Source organism: Streptomyces kurssanovii (genome assembly GCF_040677245.1).
GTDB lineage: Bacteria > Actinomycetota > Actinomycetes > Streptomycetales > Streptomycetaceae > Streptomyces > Streptomyces kurssanovii.
Genome location: NZ_JBFAQK010000014.1, coordinates 88,192 through 99,740 on the forward strand (window position 1 = coordinate 88,192; position 11,549 = coordinate 99,740).

The 11,549-nt window shown below is 70.7% G+C and carries 13 protein-coding genes; 6 read left to right on the top strand and 7 right to left on the bottom strand.

Translation table 11 applies throughout. The features are described from left to right. Window positions 1-77 precede the first annotated feature (77 nt). From AB0K36_RS13355 to AB0K36_RS13370, 3 genes are all read left to right on the top strand, one after another. Complete coding sequence (locus AB0K36_RS13355) at window positions 78-1,109, top strand: family 2 encapsulin nanocompartment cargo protein polyprenyl transferase (RefSeq protein WP_435877862.1); 1,032 nt, start codon at window positions 78-80, stop codon at window positions 1,107-1,109. Between the two features lie 147 nt (window positions 1,110-1,256). Continuing rightward, window positions 1,257-1,838, top strand: a complete 582-nt coding sequence (locus tag AB0K36_RS13360) for a dihydrofolate reductase family protein (protein WP_364592598.1) — start codon at window positions 1,257-1,259, stop codon at window positions 1,836-1,838. A gap of 458 nt (window positions 1,839-2,296) precedes the next feature. Next, window positions 2,297-2,740, top strand: a complete 444-nt coding sequence (locus tag AB0K36_RS13370) for a DUF6304 family protein (RefSeq protein ID WP_307708221.1) — start codon at window positions 2,297-2,299, stop codon at window positions 2,738-2,740. Window positions 2,741-2,814: 74 nt separating this feature from the next. Here AB0K36_RS13370 and snpA read toward each other — a convergent pair whose 3' ends face one another. Next, window positions 2,815-3,471, bottom strand: coding sequence for a snapalysin (gene snpA, locus AB0K36_RS13375; protein ID WP_364592605.1), 657 nt, complete (start codon window positions 3,469-3,471; stop codon window positions 2,815-2,817). Between the two features lie 194 nt (window positions 3,472-3,665). Here snpA and AB0K36_RS13380 point away from each other — a divergent pair, with 194 nt between their 5' ends. Continuing rightward, window positions 3,666-4,649 (top strand): LysR family transcriptional regulator, encoded by a 984-nt coding sequence (locus tag AB0K36_RS13380; protein WP_364592608.1) that lies wholly within the window; start codon window positions 3,666-3,668, stop codon window positions 4,647-4,649. A gap of 43 nt (window positions 4,650-4,692) precedes the next feature. Here AB0K36_RS13380 and AB0K36_RS13385 read toward each other — a convergent pair whose 3' ends face one another. Continuing rightward, entirely contained in the window at window positions 4,693-6,063 is a 1,371-nt protein-coding gene (locus tag AB0K36_RS13385) for a glycosyltransferase family 39 protein (protein ID WP_364592610.1), read from the bottom strand. A gap of 299 nt (window positions 6,064-6,362) precedes the next feature. Continuing rightward, window positions 6,363-6,758: a superoxide dismutase, Ni gene (sodN, locus tag AB0K36_RS13390; protein WP_364592613.1), complete on the bottom strand. Its 396-nt coding sequence runs from the start codon at window positions 6,756-6,758 to the stop codon at window positions 6,363-6,365. A 150-nt stretch (window positions 6,759-6,908) separates the two neighbouring features. On the opposite strand from sodN, the gene sodX reads away from it, so the two are divergent. Beyond that, window positions 6,909-7,328, top strand: a complete 420-nt coding sequence (sodX, locus tag AB0K36_RS13395; protein ID WP_364592616.1) for a nickel-type superoxide dismutase maturation protease — start codon at window positions 6,909-6,911, stop codon at window positions 7,326-7,328. Here sodX and AB0K36_RS13400 read toward each other — a convergent pair. Next, complete coding sequence (locus tag AB0K36_RS13400) at window positions 7,232-7,861, bottom strand: CGNR zinc finger domain-containing protein (RefSeq protein WP_364592618.1); 630 nt, start codon at window positions 7,859-7,861, stop codon at window positions 7,232-7,234. The genes sodX and AB0K36_RS13400 overlap by 97 nt on opposite strands. 164 nt (window positions 7,862-8,025) lie before the next feature. Between AB0K36_RS13400 and AB0K36_RS13405 the strand changes: the two genes are divergently transcribed. Next, window positions 8,026-8,715 (top strand): class I SAM-dependent methyltransferase, encoded by a 690-nt coding sequence (locus tag AB0K36_RS13405; RefSeq protein ID WP_364592740.1) that lies wholly within the window; start codon window positions 8,026-8,028, stop codon window positions 8,713-8,715. A gap of 99 nt (window positions 8,716-8,814) precedes the next feature. On the opposite strand, the gene AB0K36_RS13410 is transcribed toward AB0K36_RS13405, so the two are convergent. From AB0K36_RS13410 to AB0K36_RS13420, 3 genes are read right to left on the bottom strand one after another with little or no spacing between them, the layout of a single operon-like run. Then, window positions 8,815-9,591, bottom strand: coding sequence for an amino acid ABC transporter ATP-binding protein (locus AB0K36_RS13410; protein ID WP_364592621.1), 777 nt, complete (start codon window positions 9,589-9,591; stop codon window positions 8,815-8,817). Beyond that, complete coding sequence (locus AB0K36_RS13415; RefSeq protein WP_364592624.1) at window positions 9,588-10,556, bottom strand: amino acid ABC transporter permease; 969 nt, start codon at window positions 10,554-10,556, stop codon at window positions 9,588-9,590. The genes AB0K36_RS13410 and AB0K36_RS13415 overlap by 4 nt, the downstream gene beginning before the upstream one ends. Before the next feature lie 44 nt (window positions 10,557-10,600). After that, window positions 10,601-11,548, bottom strand: coding sequence for an ABC transporter substrate-binding protein (locus AB0K36_RS13420; protein WP_364592627.1), 948 nt, complete (start codon window positions 11,546-11,548; stop codon window positions 10,601-10,603). Window position 11,549 lies beyond the last annotated feature (1 nt).

Here is an 11,549-nt window from a genome sequence, read left to right on the forward strand (position 1 = left end):
CTTCGGGGGCGCGGTGCGCTCGCCGTGTCCCCGCCCGCGAGGAGAAGCCACCACCGGGAAAGGAACGCCAGTTGACCATGTCGGACACCGTCGACGGCCGAGAGGCCGTCGCCCTCCTCGAACGCACCCGGAGTGCGGTCGATCCCGAACTCCGCTCAGCCATCGCGTCGCTGCCCGGTTCCATGCGCCGGATCGCCATGTACCACTTCGGCTGGGAGCGGTCCGACGGCACCCCGGTCGCCGGTGCCACCGGCAAGGCCGTCAGGCCGGCGCTGGTGCTGGCCGCGTGCCGGGCGCTGGGGGGCGACCCGAGGCAGGCCGTACGGGCGGCCGCGGCGGTGGAGCTCGCGCACAACTTCACCCTGCTGCACGACGACGTGATCGACGAGGACCCGACCCGCAGGCACCGGCCCACGGCCTGGAGCGTCTTCGGCACCGCCGACGCCATCATCGCCGGGGACGCGATGTCGGCGCTCGCGCTGCGGCTGCTCGCGGAGGACCCGCACGCGGCATCCGTCCCCGCGTCCGTGCGGCTGGCCGCCTGCGTCATCGAGCTGTGTGCGGGCCAGCAGGCCGACTGCGCCTTCGAGGAACGACCGCCGCTCGAGGTCACCCTGGAAGAGTGCCTCGCCATGGCGACCGCCAAGACCGGGGCCCTGCTCGGCTGCGCCTGCGCCCTCGGCGCGCTGTACGCCGGCGCGGACGAGGAGCAGGCCGCGGCGATGGACGCCTTCGGGAGAGAGGCAGGGCTGGCGTTCCAGCTCATCGACGACCTCATGGGGATCTGGGGCGACCCGGAGCAGACGGGCAAACCGGCCGGCGCGGATCTCGCGGCGCACAAGAAGTCACTTCCGGTGGTCGCCGCGCTGGCCTCCGGCACGGCGGCGGCGGCCGAGCTGGCCGAGTTGTACCGGGGGCCGATGAGCGCGTCGGCCGTCCGCCGCGCCGCCGACGCGGTGGAACGGGCGGGAGGGCGGGACTGGGCCCAGACGCACGCCGGTGACCGGATGTCACGGGCGGTCGGTCAGCTGTCCCGCGCCGTCCCGGACCTGGCCGCGGCCGGCGATCTGCTCTCCCTGGCCGAATTCGTCACCCGCCGCAGCCGCTGATCCGGCCGATCCGCTCAAACCGCTTGCGAGCACGACTTCGGCCGAATCACTATGGATGAAGTGGTTCGGGGGTCCCGGTCCGGCCGGGTGCGAGCGCCTGCCCGGCCGTCGGTGGCCTCTTCGGTGTCCGACGATCAGAGGACCGGTTTGCGAAAGCTCAGCTACTTCATCGCCACATCCATCGACGGCTTCATCGGTGGCCCGGGAGGAGAGGCGGACTTCTTCACGGAGCTCGTGGCCGACGACTACCTCGACTATCTGAAGGAGGAATGCGCCGACACCCTGCCGACCGCGGTACGCCGCGCCTTGGGTGTCGACGACGCACCGAACACCAGGTACGACACGGTCATACAGGGCCGCGCCAGCTACGACCTGGCGCTGAAGGCCGACATCACCAGCCCGTACGCCCATCTGCGTGAGTTCGTGGTGTCGAACAGCATCCAGGAGTCACCCGACCCGAACGTACGCATCCTCTCCGGCGACGTGGCCGCCGCGGTCCGGGAGCTCAAGAAGGAGGAAGGCCTCGACATCTACCTCTGTGGCGGGGCGCACCTCGCCGGGCAGCTGATCGACGAGGTCGATGAACTCGTCATCAAGACCTACCCCGTCGTGCTCGGTTCCGGTATTCCCATGTTCGCGGCCCCCTTCCGGGTGTCGGCCTTCTCGCCGGCCTCCATGCGTGCCTTCGGCAACGGCGTGGTCGTCACGCAGTACGGCCGGAAAGGCTGACCCCGGGCATCGGCCACAGGGGACCGGCCGCGAGGGCTGAGCTGTCCGAGCTGTCCATACCGCCCTATTCTGGCTGTATGGGCAGCAAAGGACGTGAAGTACCGCGGACGAGTCACGACCCGCAGCATGTGTGCGCCGCGTGCGGGCAGCCGGTGGAATCGGTGGTGAGGCGGCACAAGACACTGGGGACCTACGTCCCGTTGTGGGAGCCGGGTCCCTGCCGCAATCCGGACTGTCCGCTCTATGTCCCCCCGGAGGGCGGGGCGAGGTCCGACCCGGGCGGGCAGGACCGGTCCGGCGGGAGCCGGCCGGAGGAGCCGGGTGGAGCGGACGCGTCTGACGGATCGGCGGCAGGACCGTCCGGAGATTCGCCCGACGACGCCCCCGGCCGGGAGGCCGGCACATCCTGAGGGGCACCTGCGGCGCGGCCCGCTCGGCCCTACCGCTACAGTCCGCGCATGTCATCGGAGTCTACGGAAGCCTGGGCGGGCTGGTACCGCGACCGGCAGGGCGCGGAATCGGTCACCATATCGGCGAGCGGCGGCCAACTGCGCACATCCATCAGAGGCGTTGTGTACGAGGGGGCCACCTTTGCCGCCCTCAGGGCGGCGGGGGCGTCCCAGGTGCTGGCCTCCTGCGTCCTGGAATGGGACATGCCCCTGCCCGTCCATGCGGACGGCACGGTCCAGCAGGCGACCCTCAGCTGTCTGCTGACACTGGGTGAGCCCACAGGAGGTGTGCCGCCCCTCGACCGGTCGGATCTCAATCTGACGCTGCACTACGGCGGTGCGGCGTACGAAGCGGGCGTCGCGGACGGGGACTTCGACGACGCGCTCGGCAGTATCCGCCGCCAACTGCCGCCCGGCGCCGAACTCGGCCGGCGGGAACCGGCCCAGGCCTGAGCGCGAGGTCGCGGCAGACGCGACAGGGCGCCCCGCCGTGCACTGCGGGGCGCCCTCCCGGTGGCCGGCTCCGCTCAGGAGACCTTGGCGATCGCGGCCGCGAGCCCGTTCGCCCAGAGCTGGTTCACCCGGGAGCGTTCGGCCGAGTTCGGGTAGGCGTTCTGGCACGAGGTGCCGGGGCCGCCGCCCGACATCAGCTCGCTGCACGGACCCGAGTAGTGGTCCGGCAGTCCGAGCACGTGCCCGGTCTCATGGGCCGTGACGCGGGTGGAGTTGTACTGCTGGTTCTGCCGGTAGTCCAGGAAGATGTAGCCGCGGCCGTGTCCGTCGGTGCTCGCGTACGAGCCGCGTGAGTCGTTGCCCTCGTAGTAGGCGAAGTCGGCGCCCGAGCCCTCGACGAGCCGGACATTGCTGACCGAGCCGTTCCAGATCTGGGTGCTGCGCGCTATCTGGGTGCGGAAGCTGGGTGCGTTGCTCGCGTTGTAGACGACGGTCACGGCCTGCGCGCCGGGGTTCGCCGCGCGCTTCTCCGCGACCGACTTGACGACGGCGTCGAAGAAGGCCCTGGTCGCCTTCGCGTCCTCGGCGGATCCTTCGTACGCGGCGTACGAGGCGGAGGAGGATGTCACCGCGGCCGCAGGGGAGTTGGCGGCGGTGGCGGGCACGGTGCCGAGGGCGGCGGCGAGGCCGAGACCGACGACGGCGGAGAACAACGTTCTGGTGTGACGCATGGGGGGCTCCTACTCGTCCGGATGAACGACGTTCGGTAGCCGAAGTCTCGGGGAGCCGCACCGCCGCGCGGATGATGCCAGGAGGCGATAGCGCGGGCGCATCACCCACTCCGCAGCAGCCTGTCCCGATCCGCCCGTCCTGCCCCGACTACGGTGTCTGGTGTGGCAGTTGGTGCAGCTCTACGCTCGGGAGCATGGAGCTCGAGGTGAGGCACCTGCGTGCGCTGTGCGCCATAGCCGACACCGGCAGCCTGCACAAAGCCGCCCGGCAGCTCGGCGTCAGCCAGCCGTCCCTGACGACGCAACTGCGCCGCATCGAGAACTTCCTGGGCGCGGCGCTCTTCTCACGGGAGCGCACCGGCTGCCGGCCGACCCCGCTCGGCCGTTCCGTACTGAGCCGGGCACGGCCGCTCGTCGCGGAGATGGGCGCGCTCGTCGTGGAGGCGAAGGCCGCCGCGGCCGGTGAGGGCGGACCGCTGCTGCGCATCGGGTCGACCGCCAGCCGGGCGCTCGCCGGCTGGCTGCGCCGCCTGCGCGACCGGCTGCCGGGCACCGACATCTCGCTCCACATGGACGTGTCCGCCAACGCCCTGCTGCGGATGGTCGCCGCCGGCCAGCTCGACGTCGCCTTCGTGCACGAGGTGGAGGGATGCCCGTTACTGGTGCCGGACGGACTGCGCGTGCGGGTACTCGTGGAGCGGGAGCCGCAGTTCGTCTCGCTGGCGCGGGACCACCCCGCCGCTGCGGCCCCCGTCGTGGACCTCGCCGATCTGGCCCACGACCGCTGGATGGTCGATCCGACGGTGGACGGGGAGTGGGACGGGCTGCGGCGGGTACTGGGTGCGGCCGGAATCGACCCGCCCGTCCTGCACGGCGACTACCACACGGCCGCCTCCCTGATCGCGGTCGGCGAGGTCGTCGCCCCCTGCCAGCCGACCTCCATGCCCCGCGAGGACATGGCCGTCCGCCCGCTCCGCGGCGACCCGCTCGCCGTCCGCCTCCTGCTCTTCTCCAGACCCGGGCCCTCGGGGGGCGAGCTGTACGAGTCGGTGTTCGCGGACCTGACCGCCGCCTACCGCGAGGCCGCCTTGCGGGCGGCCGCCTATCGGCAGTGGCTGCTCCGCCACAAGAGCCCCCTGCTGACCCAGGCGGAACCGGCCCCGCTGCCGGCAGCCTGACGCCGCGCGGGTGACCAGGGACGCCCGTGACCCCGTCAGGCCGTCAGTTCCCCTTCGGCGCCGCGCACTCCGCCCCACGGGCGTAGAGGGTCACCTGGGCGCCCTTCACCTGCGTGCGGGAGCACTCGTGGAAGTGGGCGCGCAGGACTTCGCGTTTGACCGCCTCCTGCGGCACCGTGTCCTCCGGCTGGCCCGGCGGGTCGCTGAGCACCACGATCCGGTCCACGGACAGCATGCGGGCGCGGATCTCGGGAACGGGCAGTTCCTCGCCCTGGAGGGACGCGGAGGCCCGCGGGGTGCGGCCGAGCGCGAGGTCGACGAGTCCGTCGTACTCGTCCGGGTGCGAGAGCCGCCACTCGCGGCGGCGTGAGGGCGCGAAGACGAGCCCGTCGCCGGGGGAGGAGACGCGCCGGACCTCGGCCGCGACGGCCGTCACGTCGTCCTTCCGGCTGTCGGGGGTCCGCATCTGCAGCGTCACCGGGGTGAGCGCGAGCACGGCCGCGAGAGCCGCCGCCGACAGGGCCGTGGCGCGAGGAAGCCGGGCGCGGAGCGGGCCGCAGCGGGAGGCGGCCGTGACGAGCGCGCTGAGCGAGGTGCCGACGAGCAGGGCGAAGCCGATGTCGGTGAAGAGGACGTACCGGTCCACGTACATGGGCTCGTGGATCGCCGACAGCAGCAGGACGGCCGTCGGGAGCACCGCCAGGGGCAGGGCGAGACGCGGCAGGAGGACGGGTCCGCGGCCGGCGGCGGGGTACCTCGCGCAGAGCACGGCCACCAGTGCCACGCCCGTGATCTCCAGCCACTCCTTCGGCTTCGGGCCGCTGATCCACGACACCTGGCCCGACTGGCCCGCGCTGAGCAGGACCAGCGGGACCAGGCCGGCGGCCACGGCGGCCGCCGCCAAGGCCCATGCGCGCCGGACGGGCCGGTCCGCGCGGGAAGCGAGCACGGTGATGCCGTGCGCGGGCAGCGCCAGTACGGCGAACTCGTGGAGCCAGCCGGCGGCGAGCAGGGAGAGCCCGTAGAGGATCCACAGGCGACGGGACGGTTCGCTCAGGCAGCGCAGGAGCAGGTAGGTGCCCAGTGCGACCAGGGCGCAGACGAGCGCGTAGGAGCGCCCCTCCTGGGCGTACATCTGCACCTCGGGGATGAGCGCGAAGACCAGGCCGCTGAGCAGGCCCGTCCTGCGCCCGGCGATGCGGCACCCGGTCAGTCCCACGAGCCCGGCGGCCACGGCCACGGCCAGCACGGACGGCAGCCGGAGCGTGACGAGACCCCCGTCCCAGAGGGCGAAGAGGCCGTGCATCAGGACGTAGTAGAGGCCGTGGACGGCATCCGCGTTCTGCAGGAGCGCCCAGATCTCCGGGAGGCTCCGGTGCGCGACCTGGTAGGTGACGGATTCGTCGCGCCACATCGTGCCCTGCCGGGTGATGCCCCACAGACCGAGGGCCAGGGCGAGGGCGGCCGGGCCGAGGAAGGAGTGCGCCCGACCGGACCGGTCCGCCGGTCCGGGCTCGCCGGCCGTGGCGTGGGGCCCGGCCGGGAGGTCCTCGGCCGTGGCCTGTTCCCGAAGCTCGATGGCTCCTCCTCACGACACCGCGACCACTGGAATCGGAGGCGGTACGTCCATTTGCCGCCTCATACGGCCGCACCCGGCCCGCGGGGCTCCGGATGAGGAGCCGCGCGGGCCGGGTGCGGGAAGCTGACGCGAGGTCAGGCCTTCTTGGTCTCCCAGAAGATCTTGTCGATCTGGGTGATGTAGTCCAGGGCCTTCTGGCCGGTCGCCGGGTCCGTGGACGCCTTGGCGGCGGAGAGCGCCTTCAGGGTGTCGTTGATGAGCTGGTGCAGCTCCGGGTACTTCTCGAAGTGCGGCGGCTTGAAGTAGTCGCTCCAGAGCACCGAGACGTGGTGCTTGGCGAGCTCCGCGCGCTGCTCCTTGATGACCGTGGCGCGAGCGCGGAAGTGCGGGTCCTCGTTGGCCTGGTACTTCTCCTGGACGGCCTTGACCGACTCCGCCTCGATGCGGGCCTGGGCCGGGTCGTAGACACCGCAAGGCAGGTCGCAGTGGGCGCTGACCTTCACCTTGGGGGCAAACAGGCGGGAGAGCATTGAGCTGTCCTTCCTCGTGATCGTCTTCTCAGGTGGGACATTACTCCGTGAGGGACCCGTTTTGGCGGGTGCCCCCTTGGGCTTAGGTCAAAAGTCCGGGGTCCGTGCCGGGCCGGTGGCCGAACATACAGTGGGAGTCGGAGGTGGCTGATGACTGAACAGGGGCGGGAGCCGAGGGCCCGGTTCGGGGTCGCCGAGGTGACCGGGCCGTCCATGGTTCCGACGCTGGTTCACGGGGACCAGCTGCTGGTCGACTACCGCGCCTCGCTGCGTGTCGGCGACGTGGCGGTGCTCCGTCATCCGCTGCAGCAGGACCTGCTCATCGTCAAGCGGCTGGCCGAACGGCGCGACGGGGGCTGGTGGGTGCTCGGTGACAACCCCGGCGCCGACGGCGACAGCCGTGTCTTCGGGGTGGTGCCGCCCGAGCTGCTGCTCGGCCGGGTGCGCAGCCGCTTCCGTCCGCTCAGTGAGGATCAGCGGTCCGTGACGGGGGTCGTCTCCTGGCTGGTCTCCGCGGTGCGGCCGGTGGGCCCGGACCGCTCGCTCTCCAGACGCTTGCGCGCCCGGTAGGCGGCCACGTTGGCGCGGGTCGCGCAGCGGTCGGAGCAGTAGCGGCGCGAGCGGTTCGTGGACGTGTCCAGGTAGGCGTTGCGGCAGGGCGCCGCCTGGCAGAGGCCGAGGCGGTCGACGCCGTACTCGGTCAGGTGGAACGCCAGTCCCATCGCGGCGATCGCGGCATAGCCCGCGGTCGCGTTCGAAGGGTGGTCGGCGAGGTGCATGTGCCACTTGGGGCGGCCGTCCTCGTCCCGGTGGTCGTGCCCGGAGATCTGCGGGCTGACGGGGAACTCCAGCAGCAGCGAGTTGAGCAGGTCGACGGCCTGGGTCTCCTCACCCGCGTCGGCCGCGGCGAAAACGGCGCGCAGCCGGCCCCGTACCGAGCGGAAGCGGGTGACGTCCGAGTCGTTGGCGCGGCGGGCGGCCTGGGACGACGCGCCGAAGAGCTCGCGGACGGCCTCGACCGAGGTGAGGGAGTCCTTGTTGCGAGCCGGCTCCTCGGTGTTGACCAGCCGTACGGCGTAGTCCGAGTAATAGGCCAGTTCCACTTGTAGTCCTTACAGCGGCGTTCTAGGGTGAGGGTAACGGCTGCTTATCAATCGAGGGTATTACGGACGGGAGGCTTCCGGTGGGCGGGACGGACGAGGGCACGGCGGCGGGCACCGACTGGCGGGCCTGGCAGGAGAGCTGGGACCGCCAGCAGGAGTGGTACATGCCCGACCGCGAGGAGCGGTTCCGGGTGATGCTGGACATGGTCGAGGCCACGGTCGGACCGAAGCCCAGAGTCCTCGACCTCGCCTGCGGTACGGGAAGTATCACGGACCGGCTCCTCGCGCGGTTCCCGGAGGCCACCAGCACCGGGGTCGACCTCGACCCCGCGCTGTTGACCATCGCCCGGGGCCACTTCGCGGGCGACGAACGCGTCACGCTCGTCACCGCCGACCTCAAGGACCCCGCCTGGACGGACTCCCTGCCGCACACCTCGTACGACGCGGTGCTCACCGCCACAGCGCTGCACTGGCTCCACAGCGGACCGCTCGCCGCGCTCTACCGGCAGATCGGCACCCTCGTCCGCGACGGCGGCGTCTTCATGAACGCCGACCACATGAAGGACGCGTCCACACCCCGGATCAACGCCGCGGAGCGCGCGCACCGGCACGCGGGCATGGAACGGGCCAGGGCGGCCGGCGCCCTCGACTGGGCCGAGTGGTGGGCGCTCGCCGCCAAGGACCCGGTCCTGGCCGGGCCGACGGCCGAGCGGTTCCGGATCTACGGCGAGCACGCCGACGGTGACACCCCCTCCGCCCAGTGGCACGCAGAGGCCCTGCGTGCGGCGGGCTTCGCTGAGGCGCGCCCGGTGTGGGCGTCGCCGTCGGACGCTCTCGTGCTGGCCCTGAAGTAGCGGCGGAACGCGCAGGGGCGGTACGGACCACCGGGTCCGTACCGCCCCTTGCCGGTTGCGCTCAGAGCGCTTTCTGCAGGTCAGAGCGCCTTCGACAGATCAGAGCACCTTCGAGAGGAACGACTTCGTCCGCTCGTGCTGCGGGTTCCCCAGCACCTCACGCGGGTGGCCGGCCTCGACGACCACGCCGTCGTCCATGAAGACGAGCGCGTCGCCGACCTCACGGGCGAAGCCCATCTCGTGGGTCACGACGATCATCGTCATGCCGTCCTCCGCGAGGCCGCGCATGACGTCCAGGACCTCGCCCACCAGCTCGGGGTCGAGGGCCGACGTCGGCTCGTCGAAGAGCATCAGCTTCGGCTCCATCGCGAGCGCACGGGCGATCGCGACGCGCTGCTGCTGGCCGCCGGAGAGCTGGGTCGGGTAGTTCTTGGCCTTGTCGGCCAGCCCCACCCGGTCCAGCAGCTTCAGCGCCCGCTCGCGGGCCACGGACTTCGACTCGCCCTTGACCTGGACCGGAGCCTCCATGACGTTCGCGAGGGCCGTCATGTGCGGGAAGAGGTTGAAGCGCTGGAAGACCATGCCGATGTCCCTGCGCTGCGCCGCGACCTCCTTCTCCTTCAGCTCGTAGAGCTTGTCGCCCTTCTCCCGGTAGCCCACCAGACGCCCGTCGACCGAGAGGCGGCCGCCGTTGATCTTCTCCAGGTGGTTGATGCACCGCAGGAAGGTCGACTTGCCGGAGCCGGAAGGACCGACCAGACAGAACACCTCGCGGGGCGCGACCTCCAGGTCGATGCCCTTGAGGACCTTCACATGGCCGAACGACTTGTGGACGTTCTCGGCCTTCACCATCGGCTGCGTCGACTGGGAACTCATACCTTCACGCCTCCGACGTTGCTCTGTACACGGAACGACGACAGCTGTTTGCGCAGCCGCTGGAGCGGCGTGGGCGGCAGCGACCGGCTCGAACCGCGGGCGTAATACCGCTCCAGGTAGTACTGGCCGATGCTGAACACGGTCGTCAGCGCCAGGTACCAGAGCGAGATCACGATGTAGCCCTCCATGATGGCGAGCGTCCGGGAGCCGAATTCACGGCCCCGCAGGAACAGCTCGCCGTAGCCGATGGCGAACGCCAGCGAGGAGGTCTTGAGCATGTTGATGAACTCGTTGCCGGTCGGCGGAATGATCACTCGCATGGCCTGCGGCAGCACGATGCGGCGCATCGTCCTGCCGCCCTTCATGCCGAGCGCGTGTGCCGCCTCCGTCTGACCCGAGTCGACCGACTGGATGCCGGCCCGGCAGATCTCGGCCATGTACGCGGCCTCGTTCAGGCCGAGCGCCAGCAGTGCCGCCACGAAGGGCGTCATGACCTGGTTCATCTCGTCCCGGTAGATGAAACCGAGGTCGAGGTACTGGAAGACCAGCGAGAGGTTGAACCACAGCAGGATCTGCACCAGCACCGGGGTGCCGCGGAAGAACCAGATGTAGCCCCAGGCCACCGAGGAGAGCACCGGGTTGGGCGACAGTCGCATCACCGCGAGGATCGCGCCGAGGACCACACCGATCACCATCGAGTAGACGGTGATCTTCAAGGTCTCCCAGGCGCCCCAGGCGAACGTGCCGTTGGTGATCTGGTCACCGACCACGCTCCACTGGATCTGGGCGTCGGCGAACGCCCGGACCAGCAGGGCGAGGAGCCCGAGCACGACGACGGCGCTGATCCAGCGCCCGTAGTGGCGTACGGGAACGGCCTTGATGGGCCCGGAGTACTTGCGGGGGGAGGCGTCCCGGCCGCCGTCCGGGGGGACGTCGGCCGGCACCTTGTCGAGGGGGTCAGTCACAGAGTTGCTGCCTTACATGAGGGAGGTTGTGGCGGCGAGTGGCGTCACTTGCCGGCGTTGACCGTTGCCTTCTCGATGGCGCCGCTCTCGGCCTTCCACTCCTTCAGCACCTCGCCGTACGAGCCGTCATCGATGATCTGCTGGACGGCCGCCTGGAGGGCGTCACGCAGCTGCGTGTTCTTCTTGCTCACCGCGATGCCGTACGGCGCGGCGTCGATCTGCTCGCCCACGACCTCGAAGAGCTTGCCGCCGCCGGCGTTCAGCTCGTTGTAGAGGGCGACCGGGAAGTCGGTGATCACCGCGTCGGCACGCTTGGTCTGGAGCTGCGTGATCGAGTCGGTGTCCTGGTCGGAGATGAACTCCTTGATCTTGTCGGAGCCGCACTTCTTCTGCGTCTCCTTCAGCAGCGCCTCGTTGGCCGTGCCGCGCTGGGCGGCGACCGTCAGGCCGCACAGGTCGTCCAGCGTGCTGACCTTCTTGGGGTTGCCCTTCTGGACCAGGATCGCGGAGCCGGCCTTGAAGTAGTTGACGAAGTCGGCACCGCCCTTGGCGTCCTCGGTCGCGCCCTGCTGGCGCTCCTTGGTGTCCGTCATCGACGACATGACGATGTCGGTGCGGCCGTTGTTCATGCCGAGGACGAGCTGGTCGAAGGTGGAGTTCTCGAACTGGAACTCGACGCCGAGGACCTTGCCCAGGGCCTTGGCGATGTCGATGTCCACACCGGCGGGCTTGTTGCCCTCGTCCATGAACTCCATCGGCGCGTACGCGATGTCGGATCCGACCTTGATGACGCCCTTGTCGCGGATCTCCTTGGGCAGCTTGTCGGCCAGCGGCGCCGCGGACGCGGTGCCCTTGGTCTCCGAGTCCGAGGCTCCGTTGTCCGTCTGGTCGCCGCACGCGGTCAGCAGCATGGCGCCGGCGACCGCGATGGCGCTGACCGCCGCGATCCGGGACTTGGCGGCGGTCGAGCGGCGCGTGGTGCTTGCGGTCATG

What these genes read in the sequence shown, in the direction of transcription:
- AB0K36_RS13370 (WP_307708221.1), top strand. Translation starts at nt 2,297, where the DNA reads ATGTCATCGGAGTCTACGGAAGCCTGGGCGGGCTGGTACCGCGACCGG.
- AB0K36_RS13380 (WP_364592608.1), top strand. Translation starts at nt 3,666, where the DNA reads ATGGAGCTCGAGGTGAGGCACCTGCGTGCGCTGTGCGCCATAGCCGAC.
- sodX (WP_364592616.1), top strand. Translation starts at nt 6,909, where the DNA reads ATGACTGAACAGGGGCGGGAGCCGAGGGCCCGGTTCGGGGTCGCCGAG.
- AB0K36_RS13385 (WP_364592610.1), bottom strand. Translation starts at nt 6,063, where the DNA reads ATGTGGCGCGACGAATCCGTCACCTACCAGGTCGCGCACCGGAGCCTC.
- AB0K36_RS13355 (WP_435877862.1), top strand. Translation starts at nt 78, where the DNA reads ATGTCGGACACCGTCGACGGCCGAGAGGCCGTCGCCCTCCTCGAACGC.
- AB0K36_RS13405 (WP_364592740.1), top strand. Translation starts at nt 8,026, where the DNA reads ATGCCCGACCGCGAGGAGCGGTTCCGGGTGATGCTGGACATGGTCGAG.
- sodN (WP_364592613.1), bottom strand. Translation starts at nt 6,758, where the DNA reads ATGCTCTCCCGCCTGTTTGCCCCCAAGGTGAAGGTCAGCGCCCACTGC.
- snpA (WP_364592605.1), bottom strand. Translation starts at nt 3,471, where the DNA reads ATGCGTCACACCAGAACGTTGTTCTCCGCCGTCGTCGGTCTCGGCCTC.
- AB0K36_RS13410 (WP_364592621.1), bottom strand. Translation starts at nt 9,591, where the DNA reads ATGAGTTCCCAGTCGACGCAGCCGATGGTGAAGGCCGAGAACGTCCAC.
- AB0K36_RS13420 (WP_364592627.1), bottom strand. Translation starts at nt 11,548, where the DNA reads ATGACCGCAAGCACCACGCGCCGCTCGACCGCCGCCAAGTCCCGGATC.